This window comes from Shewanella sp. NKUCC06_TVS, from assembly GCF_019345515.1.
GTDB lineage: Bacteria > Pseudomonadota > Gammaproteobacteria > Enterobacterales > Shewanellaceae > Shewanella > Shewanella oncorhynchi.
In genome coordinates this window covers 159,003-178,725 of record NZ_JAHKQX010000009.1, presented here as the reverse complement: position 1 = coordinate 178,725, position 19,723 = coordinate 159,003, and the positions used below count along the sequence as shown (strand labels likewise).

The 19,723-nt window shown below is 44.1% G+C and carries 23 protein-coding genes and 4 tRNA genes; 8 read left to right on the top strand and 19 right to left on the bottom strand.

What is annotated here, in order from left to right:
• Positions 1-12 precede the first annotated feature (12 nt).
• Entirely contained in the window at positions 13-729 is a 717-nt protein-coding gene (gene trmB / locus KO531_RS12140; protein ID WP_105251866.1) for a tRNA (guanosine(46)-N7)-methyltransferase TrmB, read from the bottom strand.
• Between the two features lie 200 nt (positions 730-929).
• Between trmB and mutY the strand changes: the two genes are divergently transcribed.
• Entirely contained in the window at positions 930-2,036 is a 1,107-nt protein-coding gene (mutY, locus tag KO531_RS12135) for an A/G-specific adenine glycosylase (RefSeq protein ID WP_219251288.1), read from the top strand.
• A gap of 2 nt (positions 2,037-2,038) precedes the next feature.
• Positions 2,039-2,317, top strand: a complete 279-nt coding sequence (locus KO531_RS12130) for an oxidative damage protection protein (RefSeq protein ID WP_011788659.1) — start codon at positions 2,039-2,041, stop codon at positions 2,315-2,317.
• An 86-nt stretch (positions 2,318-2,403) separates the two neighbouring features.
• Here the strand turns inward: KO531_RS12130 and KO531_RS12125 are convergent, their stop codons facing one another.
• Both KO531_RS12125 and KO531_RS12120 read right to left on the bottom strand, forming a co-directional pair.
• Complete coding sequence (locus tag KO531_RS12125; RefSeq protein ID WP_028761297.1) at positions 2,404-2,979, bottom strand: YceI family protein; 576 nt, start codon at positions 2,977-2,979, stop codon at positions 2,404-2,406.
• A gap of 4 nt (positions 2,980-2,983) precedes the next feature.
• Entirely contained in the window at positions 2,984-3,535 is a 552-nt protein-coding gene (locus KO531_RS12120; RefSeq protein ID WP_219233931.1) for a cytochrome b, read from the bottom strand.
• Positions 3,536-3,924: 389 nt separating this feature from the next.
• On the opposite strand from KO531_RS12120, the gene KO531_RS12115 reads away from it, so the two are divergent.
• The 4 genes from KO531_RS12115 (at position 3,925) to KO531_RS12100 (ending at position 5,150) form a co-directional block, all read left to right on the top strand.
• Positions 3,925-4,000, top strand: a tRNA-Phe gene (locus KO531_RS12115).
• A 35-nt stretch (positions 4,001-4,035) separates the two neighbouring features.
• Positions 4,036-4,111: transfer RNA gene (locus tag KO531_RS12110), tRNA-Thr, on the top strand.
• An 843-nt stretch (positions 4,112-4,954) separates the two neighbouring features.
• Positions 4,955-5,030 (top strand) — tRNA-Phe (locus tag KO531_RS12105).
• A 44-nt stretch (positions 5,031-5,074) separates the two neighbouring features.
• Positions 5,075-5,150, top strand: a tRNA-Thr gene (locus KO531_RS12100).
• 210 nt (positions 5,151-5,360) lie between these two features.
• Here KO531_RS12100 and KO531_RS12095 read toward each other — a convergent pair.
• The gene (locus tag KO531_RS12095) at positions 5,361-5,546 is read right to left on the bottom strand and encodes a hypothetical protein (protein WP_105251863.1); all 186 of its coding nucleotides are present in this window, start codon (positions 5,544-5,546) and stop codon (positions 5,361-5,363) included.
• Positions 5,547-5,699: 153 nt separating this feature from the next.
• Here KO531_RS12095 and KO531_RS12090 point away from each other — a divergent pair, with 153 nt between their 5' ends.
• Entirely contained in the window at positions 5,700-6,044 is a 345-nt protein-coding gene (locus KO531_RS12090) for a DUF3634 family protein (RefSeq protein ID WP_219251287.1), read from the top strand.
• A gap of 83 nt (positions 6,045-6,127) precedes the next feature.
• Here KO531_RS12090 and KO531_RS12085 read toward each other — a convergent pair whose 3' ends face one another.
• From KO531_RS12085 to KO531_RS12030, 12 genes are all read right to left on the bottom strand, one after another.
• Positions 6,128-6,355 carry a hypothetical protein gene (locus KO531_RS12085; protein ID WP_131523646.1) on the bottom strand — a complete coding sequence of 76 codons (228 nt, stop codon included), beginning with the start codon at positions 6,353-6,355 and terminating at the stop codon, positions 6,128-6,130.
• A 366-nt stretch (positions 6,356-6,721) separates the two neighbouring features.
• Positions 6,722-7,267, bottom strand: a complete 546-nt coding sequence (locus tag KO531_RS12080; protein WP_105251860.1) for a DUF3833 domain-containing protein — start codon at positions 7,265-7,267, stop codon at positions 6,722-6,724.
• The gene (locus tag KO531_RS12075) at positions 7,255-7,869 is read right to left on the bottom strand and encodes a chalcone isomerase family protein (protein ID WP_219251286.1); all 615 of its coding nucleotides are present in this window, start codon (positions 7,867-7,869) and stop codon (positions 7,255-7,257) included. Before KO531_RS12075 ends, KO531_RS12080 begins: the two co-directional genes overlap by 13 nt.
• Positions 7,870-7,963: 94 nt before the next feature.
• Positions 7,964-8,545 (bottom strand): DUF2878 domain-containing protein, encoded by a 582-nt coding sequence (locus KO531_RS12070; protein ID WP_219251285.1) that lies wholly within the window; start codon positions 8,543-8,545, stop codon positions 7,964-7,966.
• A 91-nt stretch (positions 8,546-8,636) separates the two neighbouring features.
• Positions 8,637-9,911 carry a cyclopropane-fatty-acyl-phospholipid synthase family protein gene (locus KO531_RS12065; RefSeq protein ID WP_131523642.1) on the bottom strand — a complete coding sequence of 425 codons (1,275 nt, stop codon included), beginning with the start codon at positions 9,909-9,911 and terminating at the stop codon, positions 8,637-8,639.
• A 1-nt stretch (position 9,912) separates the two neighbouring features.
• Positions 9,913-10,707 (bottom strand): DUF1365 domain-containing protein, encoded by a 795-nt coding sequence (locus tag KO531_RS12060; RefSeq protein ID WP_105253080.1) that lies wholly within the window; start codon positions 10,705-10,707, stop codon positions 9,913-9,915.
• Positions 10,708-10,718: 11 nt separating this feature from the next.
• Entirely contained in the window at positions 10,719-11,969 is a 1,251-nt protein-coding gene (locus KO531_RS12055) for an FAD-dependent oxidoreductase (protein WP_219251284.1), read from the bottom strand.
• Complete coding sequence (locus tag KO531_RS12050) at positions 11,966-12,766, bottom strand: SDR family NAD(P)-dependent oxidoreductase (RefSeq protein ID WP_219251283.1); 801 nt, start codon at positions 12,764-12,766, stop codon at positions 11,966-11,968. The genes KO531_RS12055 and KO531_RS12050 overlap by 4 nt, the downstream gene beginning before the upstream one ends.
• Entirely contained in the window at positions 12,766-13,212 is a 447-nt protein-coding gene (locus KO531_RS12045; RefSeq protein ID WP_219251282.1) for a nuclear transport factor 2 family protein, read from the bottom strand. Before KO531_RS12045 ends, KO531_RS12050 begins: the two co-directional genes overlap by 1 nt.
• Before the next feature lie 23 nt (positions 13,213-13,235).
• Positions 13,236-14,738, bottom strand: a complete 1,503-nt coding sequence (gene phrB / locus KO531_RS12040) for a deoxyribodipyrimidine photo-lyase (RefSeq protein WP_219251281.1) — start codon at positions 14,736-14,738, stop codon at positions 13,236-13,238.
• Entirely contained in the window at positions 14,725-15,756 is a 1,032-nt protein-coding gene (locus KO531_RS12035) for a MerR family transcriptional regulator (RefSeq protein WP_198573744.1), read from the bottom strand. Before KO531_RS12035 ends, phrB begins: the two co-directional genes overlap by 14 nt.
• Before the next feature lie 60 nt (positions 15,757-15,816).
• Positions 15,817-16,770, bottom strand: a complete 954-nt coding sequence (locus tag KO531_RS12030; protein ID WP_198573745.1) for a DUF523 and DUF1722 domain-containing protein — start codon at positions 16,768-16,770, stop codon at positions 15,817-15,819.
• A 273-nt stretch (positions 16,771-17,043) separates the two neighbouring features.
• Here KO531_RS12030 and KO531_RS12025 point away from each other — a divergent pair, with 273 nt between their 5' ends.
• Positions 17,044-17,568 (top strand): hypothetical protein, encoded by a 525-nt coding sequence (locus tag KO531_RS12025; RefSeq protein ID WP_131523634.1) that lies wholly within the window; start codon positions 17,044-17,046, stop codon positions 17,566-17,568.
• A 153-nt stretch (positions 17,569-17,721) separates the two neighbouring features.
• On the opposite strand, the gene KO531_RS12020 is transcribed toward KO531_RS12025, so the two are convergent.
• Genes KO531_RS12020 through KO531_RS12010 form a run of 3 tightly spaced genes read right to left on the bottom strand, consistent with a single transcriptional unit; the run spans position 17,722 to position 19,479 of the window.
• A complete protein-coding gene (locus KO531_RS12020; protein WP_028761311.1) occupies positions 17,722-18,006 on the bottom strand; it encodes a heavy-metal-associated domain-containing protein in 285 nt (94 codons plus the stop codon).
• Positions 18,003-18,320 (bottom strand): hypothetical protein, encoded by a 318-nt coding sequence (locus KO531_RS12015; protein ID WP_346345247.1) that lies wholly within the window; start codon positions 18,318-18,320, stop codon positions 18,003-18,005. Before KO531_RS12015 ends, KO531_RS12020 begins: the two co-directional genes overlap by 4 nt.
• Before the next feature lie 16 nt (positions 18,321-18,336).
• Entirely contained in the window at positions 18,337-19,479 is a 1,143-nt protein-coding gene (locus KO531_RS12010; RefSeq protein WP_131523632.1) for a transglutaminase domain-containing protein, read from the bottom strand.
• Positions 19,480-19,723 lie beyond the last annotated feature (244 nt).

The window sequence follows — 19,723 nt, the reverse complement described above, 5'->3', positions numbered from 1 at the left end:
TTGAGTTCGTGATTAAGCGATACGCTCAAACATCAGATCCCATACACCGTGACCCAGTCTATGGCCGCGGGCTTCAAACTTTGTCAATGGACGATGATCAGGACGCGGCACCACACTGCCGTCGGCCGACTGGTTTTGATAACCCGGTGCGGCTTGCATCACCTCTAACATATGCTCGCTGTATTCTTCCCAGTCAGTTGCCATATGGAACACACCGCCAATTTTTAGCTTGCGACGAATAAGTTCGGCAAATTCAGCTTGTACGATGCGGCGTTTATGGTGACGTTTTTTATGCCAAGGATCTGGGAAGAACAATTGCACTCGGGCTAATGAACCGTCAGCAATCGCATGTTCTAATACTTCCATGGCATCGTGATGATACACACGTAAATTAGTCACACCAGCAATGGCGGCATCACTGAGGCAAGAGCCTACACCCGGTTTATGTACTTCAATACCAATGAAATTTTGCTCTGGTGCATCTTTAGCCATTTGTACTAAAGAGGCGCCCATGCCAAAGCCAATTTCCAGCACAGTATCAGCTTCACGACCAAAAACGTCGCTTAGTACCAATGGCACTGGGCTGTAATCTAAACCCATTGTTGGCCACTGGCTTTCAATAGCGTGTGCTTGGCCTTTGGTTAGGCGACCTTCTCTCAGGACAAAGCTTCTGATCTTGCGCAGATACTTGCCTTCTTCATTAAATTCAGCGGTAGTGACTTCGCTCATTTTTGCCTCGTCTAGTGGACAACACCATCATAAAAGAAGGGCATTATCCAAAGTTCAACATACAGTGCAAGCACTAATGGGGCGAAAGTATACCAAGATTATTTAAGAGTGCGAATTTAGCAGCGATTTTTAGCTTTAGATCCCTTGCCAACTTATCTTTGACGCTTGTCTAAGAAGATAACTGCCGCTACACTGCGCCGATGAAATCTACAGCCTCCTTCGCTACACGTATCGTCTCTTGGTACGACAATCACGGTCGTAAAACCCTCCCTTGGCAGCAAGATAAAACCCCATATCGCGTATGGGTTTCTGAAATTATGCTGCAACAAACTCAGGTTGCGACTGTTATTCCCTATTATCTTAAATTTATGGCGCGTTTCCCCGATGTGTTAGCACTTGCTAACGCGCCAGACGATGAGGTATTACATCATTGGACCGGTCTTGGCTATTACGCTAGGGCGCGTAATCTGCATAAAGCAGCCCAAATAATCCGCGATGATTATCAGGGATTATTTCCAACACATTTTGAACAAGTGCTCGCCCTACCCGGCATCGGCCGCTCGACGGCAGGCGCAGTATTGTCATTGTCACTTGGGCAACATCACCCCATTCTCGATGGCAACGTAAAACGTGTATTAGCAAGACATGGGGCAATCGCAGGTTGGCCAGGGCAAAAGACGGTTGAAGAGCAACTTTGGCAACTGACGGATGCCTTCACACCGCAGCAAGATATTCAGAAATATAATCAAGCCATGATGGATATCGGCGCCAGTATTTGTACTCGTAGCAAACCTAACTGCGCCGCTTGCCCTGTGGCGATTGATTGCAAAGCTCAACTGATTGGCAGACAAACCGATTTCCCCGGCAAAAAGCCTAAAAAAACCATACCAACCAAAGCGGCGTGGATGTTAGTGATGATGCAAGACAACCAAGTCTTTCTAGCTAAACGTCCGCCAGCGGGAATTTGGGGCGGGCTCTGGTGTTTCCCTGAATTCGCTACCCAAGCCGCCCTTGAAACTCATCTTGAAGAGCAAGGGTTTGATGCGCAGCAACTCGAATGGTTAACTGGCTTTAGGCACACATTTAGCCACTTTCATTTAGATATTCAGCCCATGATGCTTAACTTAGATAAAACTCACGGCGATAAAACCCTCGGCAATAAAGAGAGCGTGGGCGCTGTCATGGAACAAAACCAGTCTCTCTGGTATAACATAAGTCATCCTTCCAAAGTGGGACTCGCCGCCGCCACCGAGCGCGTGCTAGCCAATTTGGGATCACTCGTTCACTCCGCAGTCAGTAAGGAATAATCATGGCGCGTACAGTCAATTGCGTATATTTAAATAAAGAAGCCGACGGCCTAGACTTTCAACTGTATCCAGGTGATTTAGGTAAGCGCATTTTTGATAACATCAGCAAAGAAGCTTGGGGCCTATGGCAAAAAAAGCAAACCATGCTGATCAACGAGAAAAAACTCAACATGATGAATGTTGATGATCGTAAATTTCTTGAAGAACAAATGACCTCTTTCCTATTTGAAGGTAAAGATGTTGAAATTGAAGGTTTTGTACCAGAAAAAGACCAAGATTAATTCTGGTAGTTAGTCGGCCCTAAGTATAAAGCTTACAAAAAAGCGCCTTTCGGCGCTTTTTGTTTATCTAATGGCAGAATAAAGAGTTACTTACGCACGCCTTCAACCACCAGATCTAACTCAACATGGCTAGATGCTGGACCTAAATCCATCTTGATACCGAAATCTTTCATCGCAAAGGTAGTTGTGCCCGTAAAACCGGCACGGTAGCCACCCCAAGGATCCTGACCTTCACCCACAGCATGGGCCTTGATCGCTAAGGGTTTAGTCACACCATTTAAAGTTAAGTTACCGTTAATCACTAAATCGCCATTTCCTTTATCTTCCACCGAAGTAGATGCAAAGGTCGCTTTAGCGAATTTGCCAGTATTAAGGAAATCTTCACCGCGAATATGTTTGTCACGCTCAGCATGGTTTGAATCGACACTTAATGTATTCACAGTGACATTCACTTTCATCGCAGTAGGTTTAGCCGCATCGTAGCTAAAATCGCCGCTAAAATCATTAAAACGCCCCACCACATAGCTATAACCTAAGTGATTCACTTTAAATGTAATAGAAGCGTGAGCGCCTTCATGATCAATCACATAGTCAGCAGCTGAAGCCGCCACAGGAGCCAATAGAGATACACCGATCAGTGCGCTTAACAGTTGCTTTTTCATTGTATTATCCTCGTTTAAATTTAATCATTCTAAGTAGGGTGGCGTCTTTATCGATAAAGTGATGTTTTAATGCGCCCACGGCGTGAATAACGACCAGCGCGATCAAGCTGTAAGCCGCATATTGGTGAATATCACCCGCGATATCAGCTTGGTTTTCAAACAAAAGTCCCAATCCTGGTAGTTCAAACCAATCAAACACCCAGATACCACGGCCATCTGCGGTTGAGATCAAAATGCCAGCAGTCATGATGACAAAGAGCAAGATATAAATAATAAAATGCGCCAAATGTGCGGCCGTCTTTTCCCACGGTTTATGACTCGCCTCAGGTACTGGCTTGGGATTAACTAAGCGCCATACCAAACGAAATATTGTCGCAGCCAATAACAGAATCCCAATACTTTTATGTAGATGCGGCGCAGTCTTGTACCAAGTACTGTAGTAGGTTAACTCCACCATCCACACACCGACTGCAAATAACCCAATCACGACGAACGCACTCAACCAATGGGTCACAATGGCGGTAATTCCATAAGCAAACTGACTATTTCGAAACATACTGCGACTCCGTACTCGCGTTTTCTTCATGCCATCCATGAAATAATATTCATTATCATAAATCTAAATTTAAAAACTAAAATCAGTAAAAATCGCTTATATCTTTCTAAATTTTAGAAAGTAAGCCAAAAATCATGATCTGTGAGCACAAAGCTATAGTAAACATCAGTATCCCTCTGACTTGAAAAATACAGCCAACGAATGAAATTGAGCTGAATTCGCAAAATAAGAGATAAAAAACACCCAAGATGTGCATTAAACAGCCGAACGAGTGATTTATCCGGAAAAAGCACTTGCAGAGGTCAAACACCCTAGCTAATATAGCCGCACTTCGAACGATACGGCTTAGCCAACGAGTTCAAAGTAGTTAACTAACGCTTAGTTTAGTTGCCCGAATAGCTCAGTCGGTAGAGCAGAGGATTGAAAATCCTCGTGTCCCTGGTTCGATTCCGGGTTCGGGCACCATTATTCTGTAGTAAAAATTAGCAGTAAAGATTTAAGCCGGCATAGCTCAGTTGGTAGAGCAACTGACTTGTAATCAGTAGGTCCCGAGTTCGACTCTTGGTGCCGGCACCATATAAAACAATGAAACCACTCAATGAGTGGTTTTTTTGTATCTGAAACTTGAATAATAACTCACAAAGTCTGTGGTCAATCGCAACTGACTTACTCTTGATAATACCAGTAGGTTCCGAGTTCGACTCTTAGTGCCGGCACCATATAAAACAATGAAGCCACTCAATGAGTAGCTTTTTGTAACTGAAATTTGAATAATAACCAACAAAGTCTGTGGTCAATCGCAACTGACTTACTCTTGATAATACCAGTAGGTTCCGAGTTCGACTCTTGGTGCCGGCACCATATAAAACAATGAAGCCACTCAATGAGTAGCTTTTTGTAACTGAAATTTGAATAAAAACACAAGATGTCAGTAATAAACCGCAACTGATTTACCCTCGATAACAACAGAACAGTTGGCCTCGTGTTTGACTCTTGATACCAGCACCATATCAATAAACAAGCCACTCGCTTACTCTTAGTTGCTCCGCTTAGTTACACCCCATAAATATCAGCCAGCCATCAAAGCTTAACAATACCCACTGCGCCCCACAGCCCCTTGCTTGCAGCAGATGAGCTTAAACCTTAATTTTTCTCTCCAAAATAGAAGATAAATGAATGAGGAAGCTAGGATAAACAGCCCAAATGAACACCTACTAGCGTTAAAGCGCTGAAACTTTCAGCGGTAAAATAAGGGTAAAACGAAAGAATCAAATAAATAAGCGCATATTGTTTAATAGTTAATCAGTCACTTAAAAAGGGCTTGCACAGCTAAAGCGAGCACTATATTATACGCGCACTTCGAACGAACAAGGTCTTCACGACTTAGTTCAAAGTAGTTAACTAACGCTTAGTTTAGTTGCCCGAATAGCTCAGTCGGTAGAGCAGAGGATTGAAAATCCTCGTGTCCCTGGTTCGATTCCGGGTTCGGGCACCAATTTTAAGGTAATGAATTCGATTGGGTTTATTACTGTGCTTTACGCCGGCATAGCTCAGTTGGTAGAGCAACTGACTTGTAATCAGTAGGTCCCGAGTTCGACTCTTGGTGCCGGCACCATATAAACAATGAAGCCACTCAGTGAGTGGCTTTTTTGTATCTGAAATTTGAAGTGTTCAGTACAAAGCGCAACTGACTTACTCTCGATAATTCCAGTAGGTCCCGAGTTCGACTCTTGGTGCCGGCACCATATAAACAACGAAGCCACTCATTATTGAGTGGCTTTGCGTTCTTATACAAACTATCTAGTTCCAAATGACTCAATCGTGCTTATTTGATGAGCTCGAGTGGCATAGGCCTATCACCTGCTTGAACTTGATGTTGAACATGGCGCCACCCTTGAGTGAGCTCACTTAGATGTGCTTTTCTCTCGGGGAAATGTGTAGCAAGTTTTTCGATAACATCAATTTGCTTCTTACACAATAATGACCAACGATCTGCATTTGATAAGTACATGGCGTTTTCCTTAACTGAGGGGTTACTTTTCCTTAGCCAGTTAAGTCTAGGCTGGAATCATTTTATTGCCAATTCAAAATTGCGCGTTAGCGCACTGTTAAAACAACTAACTCGGGAGTATCTTGGTTCTATAAACATAAGATAGGAGGCGTTATGACAGCCGATATTTTCAAACTCATTTTTGTCGCTATTGGTATATTTCTCGTTTACAAACTGATATTTGGTGGCAAGAAAGGTCTGACTATTTTTGAAATGCATTTTAAAGATGGCCGTATGACTCAGCATAAGGGCAAGATCCCCGAACGATTCGAACGGGAATGCCGCCAAATCGCTAAAACCGAAAAACTGACTTGTACTGTTAGGGCTGAAAAAACAGGAGATGTACGCTTACATATTTCTGCCAACGTGAGTGACAATGTAAAGCAAAGGATTCGTAATCTGTTTCCGTTTGAATATTATGACAAAAAATCGATAGATAACAGTCGTCAAGCGGGTTAGCTCTTCGCCTCTCTCCTTGCAACCTTAATACTTGCTATTGATAGTTAAGTATTGAGGTTGAAGTGAGTTCCTAAGGCATTTTCTTATTTAAACTTAACTGGATACCTAGGTTTTAGAAAATCGGATTCTAACTGGCCGTCTTTTCTCGCATCTCGAATACGACGTTCATTATCTTGCACCATAGGATCGCTTGCGGGTTGATGAGGATCGACTTGTTTCTCAGAATGATCCTCAAACTTAAAGTCAAAAGATGAACAAGCAGTTAACGACAGACTAAAAAATACTCCCCATAAAACAACGTGTTTATTCATCGACTACCCCCTATCTATTTAGACTTAGACTTAGATTTAGACTTAGACTTAGACTTAGACTTAGACTTAGACTTAGACTTAAGCTCAGATTAATTAAATTTAAACAATGGGTTGCAATAACCTTACCCCCATATATCACTTATGCCACTAGCAAAAATGCCTAGCTGCAACTTTGGTTTGACTTCAACACTTTAATGCAGAAAAAAGGGGGTTATTAGCCAAGCTATACTGTTTAAGCCAATTTAAGTCTTAATCAACATTTAAGTCTTAATCAACATTTAAGCCTTAATCAACATTTAAGCCTTAATCAACAGAGTTAATCCAAGACAAACTGGGGTAAGCCAACTTAACTAAAAATTGCTGAGACTATTTTTGAATAACTAAAGTGACTTTAGCAACTGTGATGCCAAACTTAATAATATCGCTCTGATTTATAATGGTATTATCATTCACTAAGAACATCCAATCGTCGAAATGAACTTGATATTCCTCACCATCCACAGGCAATAACATATCGTATTTCCAACGTAGCGCACTGCCGCTAGATTGGCCATCGGCAGTCCCGATAATGTCACCTGCAGTTCCTGAGTATCGCCCTTCCCCTAGTGCCTTAATGCGCCATACACGCGTTTGAGTTTCACCATCATCATACACAAACCATTCATTAATGACCCCCTCACTTCCCTGCCAACTGGCTTCCATAATGACATTGAATTTGCGGATTACTTTGCCACTAAAATCTTGTACGACCCCAGAGGCTTTTAATGGTCCATTAAAAAATGACTCCAAAACCAATGTCGGATGAGTGTCTTTATAATCAGTCACTTCCACCGATGAACAACTCGACAACAGCCCTATCATTATTAAACCTAAAAATAACTTTCGGCCGACAAGCCGTTTCAACAATCGCATGGTTTTTCTCCGAGTAATTGCGCCCGCAAACTCGGACGACTAGTGGCTTTCGATAACCAAATCGCTAAAAATGCCTCAGCAAAATTAGCATCATGGATAATGTCGAGTGGTTGATGATTAAAGAAAAACTGACTCGTTTGTCCATCTATCACCTTAAAACTTAAATGGTCGCCCTGCTTCACATCGGGCCAAGTCGCATTTAATAAACCCAACCAACGTTGGATATCATTTTCGGCAAACGCTAGATGCTTCCATTGATCTTTTGTCGCTTCGAGCAAATCCTCTGACTCAATATCTCGATAATATTCAATATCTAACAGCAGAGGATATTGCCCCTGTTGATAACGGCCATTTACCGTCATCAGTCTGGCCTTATACAAACTAAACCACAGCCAATCCATTTCTCCGCGGCCCACTTCCTGAAAAGTCTGCGTCACATCGGTGGCATCATTCAGTTCGATAGTAATGTTTTCAAAATCAGGCGTTTTCGCCTCTAACGCTTTTAAAGGTGCGGCCAATAAACTGAGGGCCAATAGACTTAAGCAGCTTGAATTCAAAAATGAAAAACCAAGATTTGGGCTACGATTACGAACTGACGACATGGGATCCCCCTTTTACTGCATAATGTCTTACAACAGGTACTTAACTAAAAACGGCATAATGACTTAACCGCGATCAATTCCTACAACTCAATAATTAACGCCCAAACACAGTAAAAGAACGCGCTTTAGTGCTTCGATTAAATCCATAGGGATTAGCAAGTTGGATTAAAAATGGCAGCAAGACTAGCCAAACCAAAAATAACACCACAGCAGAAATAACATTGCCATAGGGCAAACTCACGGCATTAAATTGTGTGCCAGCCAAATAGCTTAACCCACCAAATACGCCCCCGAGTAACGCCTGAAATATCAGCGGTAAAGGTCGCATAAAGGCCAAACTATGATTCAGAGTCAAAGCAAAATGCAGCCACAGGCAACCAAGCCACCAAGGGAAAAGAGCAAACTCAAACACCCCTAAAACAGAGAGTACTGTATCTACGCCTATTCCTAAGGCTGCAACCTTTAGCATCAATAGCAAATCAACTTTGCGATACCCGGGCTTACTTAAGGAAGCTAGCAGGATAAAGTGAAATAATAACAAAGGGATAGTTAACAACAGAGAGGTGTTAAGCCAAAGTACACTAGACCACCATACAGCCTGAAAACTCAAGGCGTTATAGAGAATAAAGCCCTGATGTTTAAAAGGAACCCGAGAGTTAGCTAACATGGACTTCATCTTTGCCTCACTTTTATCTTGCTGTAAACAAAGCGGCTCATTCCAACGAAAATGGTTATTTCCACTAAAGTGACTGCTTAATCAAAACAAATTACGTCGCATTAGGGCTATGGCTTGGGAGATGATGGCTAGCAATGCGATAGTCCGGACGCACAGCCACTAAATGCACTGTGCTTGTGGTACGTTCTAAAAATCCACCTTCACAATAACTTAGGTAAAATTTCCACATCCGAATAAAATCATCGCCATAACCTAAAGCTTGGATTTCGCCTATCGCATGATCAAAATTCTCATGCCAATGTTTTAAGGTTTTAGCGTAATCGAGCCCCATATCATTGAGCGACCAGACCACCATGTCCGTCTGTTTGGCAATGTGACCGACCATTTGGCTCACTGAGGGTAAGCAGCCACCGGGGAAAATATAACGCTGAATAAAATCCACACTTTTGCGATAACTGTCGTAACGTTGATCGGCAATCGTTATCGCCTGTAGCAGCATGCGCCCATTGGGTTTTAACAATGTTTCCAGCTTTTTAAAGAAGCCTGGTAAATACTCATGCCCCACAGCTTCAATCATCTCGATAGAAACAACCCTGTCGTATTCCCCAGTGAGATTGCGATAGTCCTCTGTCAGCAGCGTCACTTTATCGCTTAGCCCTTCGCGTTCGACACGGGCTTTGGTATAGGCGTATTGCGCATCTGAAATCGTTGTTGTTGTCACGTGCACGCCATAATGCTTAGCCGCATAAATAGCCAGCGCGCCCCAGCCAGTACCAATCTCAAGCAAGGTTTGACCCGGCTGTAAATCCAGCCGCTCACAAATAGTCATCAGCTTAAACAACTGCGCTTCCTGCAAACTCGCTTCCTCATGGGGATAAAGCGCGCTCGAATACAACATTTCACGGTCGAGGAATTGCTCATACATAGCATTACCCAAATCATAGTGGGCGAGAATATTCCGCTTTGAGCCCTCTTGAGAATTGCGATTCAGCACATGCTTCACACGGTTTATCGTGCCAGTTAACCAAGAGAATTTGGCTTCAATCTTATCGAGTAAGGCTAAATTACGGGCAAACAGTTGTACGACTTTGGTGAGATCAGGGCTCGTCCAATGGCCTTGAATATAACCTTCACCCGCACCAATGGAGCCTGAAAGCATGATTTGACGATAAAAACTCGGGTGTTTAACCACAAGCGTAGCGTGCAAGTCGGTATGACTCTCACCAAAACGATAACTCTTGTCGCCCTCAACCAAGGTCAAGCAGCCATGTGGGAGACTTTCCAGCGCCTTAAGCAAGACTTTACGCGCAATACTGTCGGGCAGTTTCCCTGTGGTGACTGAGGTTTGCGAAGCCGTATTTTCCATGTTATTTCTCCATCTGAGCTGGATGCGGCACAAAGGGCACACGTTTAAAAAAGAGTTTTAGCGCTTGCCAATAAATCCCGAAGAAGATCTTGAGAGTCATAAAAGGGAAGCGAAACAAAAGCGTCCGTAAATTGGCCGCCGTGATCGGTTGGCGTTTCATCACTAAATTGGCATTAAACAGTTTTTTGCCATTCTCTTGCATCGACTTGTTTTCAATACCGATGTTTAAGTCTTCACTCGGCGCAGACACATGCCAGAGATAACGCATATCGAGAGTCATAAAGGGAGACACGTGAAACACTTTGTCAGAAGGTTTTGGCGCGGCTAAATCGACTAAATAGCAATGGCGCTGATCCCAAGGCGTGTTACTCACTTCGGCCAACATGTATAAAGGCGTTTGATCTTGATAACAAAAGTAGAAATTTACTGGGCTAAAATACACGCCAAAATGGCGGATCTGACCCACAAACAAAACTCGATCGCACAGTTTATCTGCGCCTAACGCTGCCACTTGAGTCAATACGCGACTCTTAAGTGCAGCGGCGCTCGGATCGACAACAGCCACTTCACCGCTGTCATTGGATGTAGTCGTAAAAGAAGTTAAATAGTCTTTAGGATTGAATCTCAATAAAGCGCGGCGCTGGCTGGCAAAAACTCGCCCCATGGCACTTATCTTATCGACTTCATCTAAATCAATCGCCAACAGCGCCATGGCATAACTAAAGCTATGTTTAATCGGCGTAAAACGGCTGTGGGATACAGTGCCGTAATAAATACCGCTATTGAGCTCTGTCATATTTAGACCTGTCATAGGCTGACACCAAAATGGGCACACACATCAAGTGCACTGCGAACGCCATCTTCATGGAAACCATTGTGCCAATAGGCGCCAGCAAAATGGGTATGATTTTGCCCGGATATTTCCTCACGGCGGCCCTGAGCCTTAAGACTGGCTTCGTTAAACACTGGGTGGGCATAATTGAAGCGGCGTATCACTTTCGACTCATCAATCAACTCTGACTGATTCAAGGTGACACAAAAGGTCGGCGCATTGGCTGGCAACTGTTGCAGTATGTTCATGTTGTAAGTCACTGACGCTGGACGTTTTAGGTTACCATCTAATCGATAGTTCCAACTCGCCCAAGCGGCTTTTCGCTTCGGTAAAATACGCGTATCCATGTGCAGCACCACATCGTTATTCTGGTAGCTGAGATCGCCTAAAATGGCGCGTTCTGTTGGCGTGGGATCGTTTAACATCCGCAGTGCTTGGTCGCTATGACAGGCTAAAATCACCTCATCAAATTCCAACCATTCACCGTGGACTTGTAACTTCACCCCATGGCCATGGCGCTCAATACCTGTCACGGGTGAGTTAAGGCGGATATTGTCTTTAAAGGGCGCAATAAGATCAGGAATATAGCTACGCGAGCCCCCCTTTAGCACATACCACTGGGGTCTATCACTGACATTTAATAAGCCATGGTGCTGAAAGAAACGAATAAAAAACTTCAACGAAAACGAACGCATATCTTCTATGCTCGAAGACCAAATCGCCGCGCCCATGGGCAAAATGTAATGCTCAGCGAAAAATGGTGAGAAGTGTTCATTGTCTAAATAATCACCTAAGTTACCTTCGGGATAAATATCCTGTTGATAGAGTGCCTTACAGCCTTTATTGAAGCGCAAAATTTCTTTTAAAAAGGCCCAAAAGCGTGGATTCAGGAGGTTACGCTTTTGGGCAAACAAACTGCCTAAATTGTGGCCGTTGTATTCAAGCCCAGTCAGAGCATTGTGCACGCTAAAACTCATCTCCGTCGGTAATATGGTGACATTAAGGCGAGCTAATAAACGTTCAAATCGTGGATAGGTTCTGTCATTAAACACGATGAAACCTGTGTCTATAGCGTAGGTTTGCCCTTGATGCTCCACATCGACTGTCGCCGTGTGGCCGCCGATATAGTCATTGGCCTCAAACACTGTAACCCTGTGCGACTCGCTTAATAGATGGCCGCAGGTTAATCCAGAAATGCCGGTGCCGACGATGGCGATATTTTTCATAAACTCTTGTCCTTTAGCGGCTTGGCTTGAGTATCGTTTGCAATCATTTTTTGCCACACAAAGGCAGGTAAAAACGACATCAACTTCAATAGATAAGTAAAGCGTCGCGGAAAATGGATCTCGCGCTTGCCACCTTTCAGCCCATTACGTATCGCCTTAGAAGCGGTTTGAACACTCACTTGCATTGGCATAGAAAAATCATTTTTTGCGGTCAGTGGTGTCGCCACAAAACCCGGGCAAATCAAGCTCACGCCTATGTCGTTCTTGGCAAGATCGAGCGCGAGACTCGAGGCTAAATACTGCACACCGGCTTTAGAGGCGCCGTAAGCTTCAGCGCGAGGGAAAGGTAAATAAATAGCACTAGAACTCATTAAGCCAATACGTGAACCCCTTGGCATTAAAGGTAAAAATGCCCCGAGGCAATATCCCATTGCAATTAGATTGGTATGGATAACGCGCTCGAACAACACATCATCGAAAGCCTTAGCATCATCAATATATTCACAACTGCCCGCATTCAAAATGACCAAATCGAGCTGAGAATCTGTTTTCGCCAATAGCTCAGCTACATTTTGGCCAGCTTGTTGAACTTGGTCGCGCTGGGATATATCGAAGATTAACAACGTAGCACCGACGAGTTCATTCAAGGCTAACGCCTCTAACCTTTGCAGCGAGCGGCCACAGGCAATGACGTACCAACCTAAAGCTAAATAGTCTTGCGCCAGTTGCAATCCAATGCCTGAGCTTGCACCTGTAATCAGCACTGTATTTATTTTCATCGGCTTAACAGCGTCCATTACTTTGCCGCCCTGTCTTTGAGTAAGCGGATAAGGCCGCCCATACAAGGCAAATGCTCATACAACATTTGCCCTAAGTCGAAGTAATCCCTGTGAAAATAAATCTTGTCGTTGAATTTAAGTTGGCTCATGCCATCAACACGGATAAGTCCGCCTTTATTCAACTTAGGGTGGCTATATTCCATCTGCCAAAACAGCGCGGCTTGGTTCGCATCCTGCTGCACTTCTTTAATCTCAAACTGAATATGCTTAACATTCTTATATAACTTCGCGAAGTACTGAGTTAACGACGCTAGCCCTGTGATTTGATGCATAGGATCGGTAAAACTAATACTGTCGTCGTAAACCCGACCTAACAGATGCAAGTTATCTTTATTCAAAGCTTGATAAAGCTGAATAAAATCATCAACAAGCGTATTAGTCTCAGTCGTCGCTTGGTTTATCATCTTGTTATTGCTCCTGATCCTATTTATTGGGCCGTGGCCTTTTTCAATACGCTTAATACTGTTAATGCCCTTGCTCTTGCTGCACTGTGCTCGACAATCGCACTTGGATAAGCCGTTTTAGTGTTGAATAACGGCTGTTCAAACAAGGACGGTGTCTGCGCTGTACTGGGTTGATGTAATTGCTTAATTCCCCAAGATGCGAGCTCTGGTAAATACTTACGGATAAAGCTGCCATCTGGATCAAACTTTTCACTCTGGCTTATAGGATTAAAAATACGGAAATAAGGCTGAGCATCGCAGCCACAACCCGCAGACCACTGCCAGCCGCCATTATTCGCGGCTAAGTCACCATCAATCAGTTTTTGGCAGAAATAGCGCTCGCCCCAGCGCCAGTCAATCAGCAGATGTTTAGTCAGGAAACTCGCCACCACCATACGCAGCCGATTGTGCATCCAACCCGTTTGATTGAGTTGGCGCATAGCCGCATCCACAATCGGATAGCCAGTACGACCTTCACACCAAGCAGCAAACTCCTGCGGGTTATTGCGCCACTGCACATGGTCGGCTTGACGATTGAAATTGTGATTCTTAGATAAACCGGGAAATGCCACCAGCAAGTGACGGTAAAACTCACGCCAAGTAAGCTCATTTAACCAAGTACGAGCAGGGCTAGTGTCGTCGACAATCACCTCAGGGAATTGATGCAGCAGCGCGGCAACGCATTGTCTTGGGCTCACCACACCAATGGCAAGATAAGGTGAAATTGAGCTAGTACCATCAATGGCGGGGAAATCCCTATCTTGCTTATAATCCTGCACTTTCTGCTGAATAAATGCCGAGAGCAAACGCTTTGCCTGCCCTTCTCCCGCAGCCCAAAGTTCACTCGACACTTTAGTGACATTGTTAAACAAAAGCGGCTTTGGCTCGGCCAACACAGGTCCAAGTGGCGCCGGAACAGGAAGCGGCAAAATGGCATAGCGGGCGGCAATTTCTCGCCACTTACGGCTAAAAGGAGTGAAAACCTTGTACATGTCGCCGGACAAATTCAGCACAGTGCCCGGCTTAAGCAAACAATGCTCATCGGTTAACACCAGAGGAATCCCCGATTGAATACAGGCTTGGTCGCGCTGTTGCTCGTTAATCTCAGGCTCGCGACCAGCAAACACTCGACCAATCCCCAGTTGCTGGCAATAGTGACCGATAAACTCAGGTACATCAGCAAAGGTATCTAACTGAATTAACTCGAATCCAATACCAAGACTCGCCAGTCCTTGGGCAAGTAAATTGATATGACGTTCGATAAAATCCAACTGAATGGGCGCAACGTCATGGCGCTGCCACTGAGCTGGCGTAGCAATGTAAATGGCCTTAAGTGCCACGCCATTCTCCCGCGCCCAATCGCAAGCGGCGGTTAATGCCTGATTATCGGCAAGGCGTAAATCTTGGCGAAACCACATCAGCGCATTATTGCCCTGCACTTTTATTGGAATTGAATCTATTGGCATTGAATCGTTAGCTAATGTCATTGTTTTTCTCGCTATTTATCTGCTCGCTTTGATTCACGGTATTCATCTTTCCACTGTACTTAAGGCTTCTATTCACCTTCCCCGCTAAACGAGATGACATTTTTCCAATCAAGTCCGTCGTCGAAGACGCCAAAAAAGCAGATAAAGAGCTTAACGTTGGCGCAAAAGGACCCATAAACCAGCATGGGAAAGTCATTTGTTCCAATACAGTCAGCATTTCAGTCTGTTCAGAACCCGAATGATTTGAGTCGGGAATAAGCAAAAGTGCATCGACGTTAAGCCTGCCTCGCAGCAAAGGTAAACTGCCCATGGCTTGCTCGCCAAGATCAATAACCGATACCCGCAGCGACGCTAACTCGAGCGATAGAAGTAGAGAAAACAAAATGTTAGTGCGGGTGGAATTAAGCGAGGTATGTACCCCACGGGATAGACTCACCACAGCGATTCTCGCCGTCACGGCCTGTCCATTAAAGGCATGACGTCCACCCACTCGGTTAAGTAACTCGCTCTTTAACCAAGCAATAATTAACTCGGCATCAAGCCGCTCATTCACTAAGTCCTCGAGTTGATTAAGCCAAGGTTGTAGCAACTTTTCTTTCACCAATTGGAAAGGATATAAGCCAAATGCATCATCTAATATCTGCTGTAATTTGTGCTGATTGAAATCGAATAATGCCGTATTGAGCGCAGTGACTTGCTCGCACCATAAATCAATGGCTTGAGTTTGAACTATTTCTGTAAATGAAGATTTAGCAGCACTCATCAGCAAAGGTTTAACCTTACTGATCGCAACACCTTTAGCTAGCCATGCATTAATCTCATGGATTTCTTGGATATTTTCGCTCGTATATAATCTGTGTCCCTTGGGTGTACGTGCAGGGATCACTAAACCAAAACGGCGCTGCCATGCCCTTAAGGTCACGGCATTCACGCCCGTTAAGGCCGACACTTCACCGATGGGGAGTAATATCTCACCATTGGGTTCTGTGTGGGCCGTGTTCTCTATAGTTTGTTTCATATTTCAGTAATAACTCACTAAATCAAAAGCTAAAATCAACTGAATGCGATTAGATAAACGTTAATAGGCATAGCGCAGCTTTAACGCCTCAGGATGAGGGTTTAAGTACACTTGCTCTTCAATATAAGGTGTTGGAAATTCGCGTAAATAATGGTTAATGAGCGTGATAGGTACTAATAACGGCAATAGACCTTGGCGATATTTCATAATCGCTTCAGACAGTTCTATCTTTTGCTCTTTGCTCAAATGCTTTTTAAAGTAACCCTGAATATGCTGCAGCGTACTGGTATGATTTTTACGGGTCGCATTAATTTTCAGCGCCGTCATAAAGCCTTCAAAGTAGCGGGTCGCGCTTTGCTCAAGATCCTCAATATTGGCCACTATCGGCCCAAGCTCGCGATACCATGTCGGGCTGTGTGCCATTAATAGGTATTTATAGCGGGAATGAAACTTCACTAACTTATGCTTAGTCAGCCCTTCATGTTTCATCAGGTGCCAATCGTGATAGGCATAAACGCGGGTGAAAAAGTTCTCCCGCAGCACCATGTCATGCAAGCGGCCTTCTTCTTCCACGGGCAATAGTGGATACCGTTCCATCAACTTGCGAGCAAATACACCAATGCCAGACTTAGAACCATTGTTAGTGCCAATTTTATACTCTGTTACCCGCTCCATGCCGCAGGTTGGCGACTTAGCGCAAAGTAAGTATCCTCCGAGGAAATCGAGCTCTTCAACCTTGTTTTCGCTGTATTCATTGAGCTTATCGGTCACATCTAAGCTACCGTCACCACTCTGAACTAAGATGGTTTCCCCATCACGGACTAGTCGGATACTTTTACGGGGCGCACCTAAGCCAATCGCTATTTCTGGACAGATAGGCACATAATCGAAAAATTGCTTAATCTCTTGATTACAATAGGTCGAATTTTTATGTCCGCCATCAAAACGAACCTTCTCCCCCAATAGACAAGCGCTGATCCCAATCTGAATTCGCTGCGGGTTAAACTTGTACATAAGTAGACTCCTTGTATCACTATGCCTTTAATTACGGACCATAGTTGTACAAGGATCAAGTTTTTGTATAAATATTTTTTAAAAGTATCGTTTAACAGTGACTCCTGATAAATCAACCACAAATAAACCTAACTTGGCCTATAACTTGCTAATTCAAATTGCAAAGTTGTCATCAGATAATATTGAAACGTCCAGCAACACCCATTAGTTAACCGCTCAACATTTTAAACCGCTGGTGGCCAAGGGACAGATTCATATATAAAGGAGTCGGATATGAGCACAATTAACCCTAATAGTTATACCAATACCTTTGCGAAAAGTTATGCCAATGTGCCACTCAAGCAAGTCGAGCCGAGCACAAATGGCCTAGGAACTCGTGCAAATTCAATGACGGCGACGAATCTAACATCATCAATAAGCCAAGATACTGTAACGCTCTCCTCTGCAGCATCGGTAACGACTGCCGATACCTATAGCCATCTGGCCCCTAACGCTAAACAAGGCTACACGGGTAATCTGCAAGCCATTGCAGGCACGCCTGAACCAGACAAAAGCATCAACAGGTTGGACAAAGCCATGCAGGCTATTTTAGATAACCGTACAGGAGTCGATAGGGATAAAATTAATAAGATAGATGAAGAAATGGCGAAGGTTGCAGCCGATGAAAATCTATCTGAAGAACAAAAAGCCAAGCAACTAGAATTACTGCAAGCGCAAAAATTGGATCTGATTAAGGAATCATCGGAGAAAAATGAAGAGCGGCAACGTCGTATCGAGCCCGAGGTGTATTACAGCTAACGAAGAAATGACCCGCAAAGGAAAAATTTGGCAGTGAAGGAAGTAACAAGTGGGATACAGAGTGTATTTTCTCGGTGAAATATCAGTCTAATCATTTAAAACTAGACTGATATTTTATAATGTCGCTCAATCTGTTACTAAAGACACCAACGCTTAGGATTGTTTTTCTACCTTATTAATACTGCCCTTATACCCAGTTTCGTCGACAGCCTTAAGCAAACTATCTAGATTAAAATCCTCTGGCACTGTCACTAAGGCTTGCTCAGTTTTTAACGAAGCCTTAGCCTTAATCACCCCATCGGTTTTACGCAGCGCTTTATTCACGACAGTGACACACAGCGGACAAGTCATGCCCTTAACATCTAAGGTGACAAGCACGTTTGCCGCCCAGCTCGACGCTGAACACAGACTTAAGGCGAGAAATAACACTAACTTCATTCAAGCACCTCTAATAACCAAGGTAATACAAAAGGATATGACTGAAATGCCAGCACAACAGGTACAGTTAACCAGTACAGCCACAGCATCTGAGTACGACTCAACGTCGCGGTACACAGTGGCTTTTTAGCAAAATAGAGCCGCCAAAATCCCATCAGAATCAGCCCAGACGACAGTATCAACATGGGTACTTGCAGCCAGCTAAGTTGCTCAATCCCCGATAGACTTGCGGCCGACACCCCGAACACCAGATAAATAAGCGGTGCAATACAGCATAGGCTTGAAGCAACCGCAGCAAGCACTGCGGCGGCCATAGTCGCTAAGAGGCCCTTAGCGTTGTTCGGTTGACTGGTAGTCATAGGCAAACACTTTAGGCTCATAATAGTTCACGGGATCGCCATCAACTTCGGCATAAGGGTAGCCAAAGTTATTCAGGGGTGTCTGTTCGGCTGTAGGGAATAAATCAAAGTCACGGCCATAGTTAAAGCCAACCCAGTTCATTTCCCAATTGCCAAAGAGGTAATCATTCACGGCCTGAACTGCGGGATCGTTGTGTTCCTTTTTCTCCGTCAAACGCATTTTTGTCACATCAGCAGGATCGGCTGGCAACCAACCATAACCCGCTAAATAGAACATAGCGCGACAATGTTGACCACCACTGACATCGGCAACCCCTTTGTCATCGGCACTACCAAAGGCCTTTTTAGAGTATTCGCCCATCTTGATCGCCTGACCTAAGCGAATCCCAAACATCTCACGGGCAGGGATCCCCACTGCGCGCATTAGCGCCACAAATACTGAGTTAATATCAGTACACTTACCGCCTAACTTGCCACTTTCGAGGATACTTGCTACATCACCCGTACCACAGCCAATCACGCTATTATCGCGAAACATATTAGCGCTAACCCAAAGATAAATCAGTCGTGCTTGCTTCAGTGGTTCAGTCTCGCTACCAACGATCTTATCTGCTGTTTGCTTCACAATACCATTAAGCGGCATGTGTTTAGTCGGCAGCAAATAACGTTCAACATCTGCAGGATAATGTATCTGCTCTGGGGTGCGGTAATGGGTTAAGGCACCGCTTTTAACGGGTTCCCAATCTATCGTTTCAATATCAAGCTCAACCGTTATTGTCATGTTCGCTTTGGCATCGGGCCAAGTCGCAAACAGGGTTTTGGCGCCATAACTGTTGTTTGAGCTGATATAGGCGTCTTTAAAACTACCCGTAAAATTCAGCTGACTCACCAATTGGAATTGCGTGTCTTCGGGCAAAGGGATCCACAACTTAACCACACCCTCAGACCCTTCTGGGGCAATAAGATGGTAAGTATTGATTAAGGTAAAACGGCGGCGTCCATCGCTTGAGCCATGTTCAACGACACTCGATTTAGAGGAAGATGCCAGTACTGGCGTGATAAAACCCGCAGTCGACAAAATAGCCGCACTTTTTAAAAAATTGCGTCTTTGCATTATGACATTCCTTTTATTGGATCATGTTTAGGAAGAAGAGAAACTCAACATAAGAGAGCAAGATTATAGGTGCTATAGCACTGTGCAGCAATCAAGCTGCTAACCATACAGTATAAAACCACTACATCGGAGAAAAAGACTCAGTAAAATATGCTACAGCGTTGGCATACACATGAAAATGGAATAAATATCGACGTTGACTTAACAAGCATAATCAATGATAGATTTAGAGCATTTTTATGTA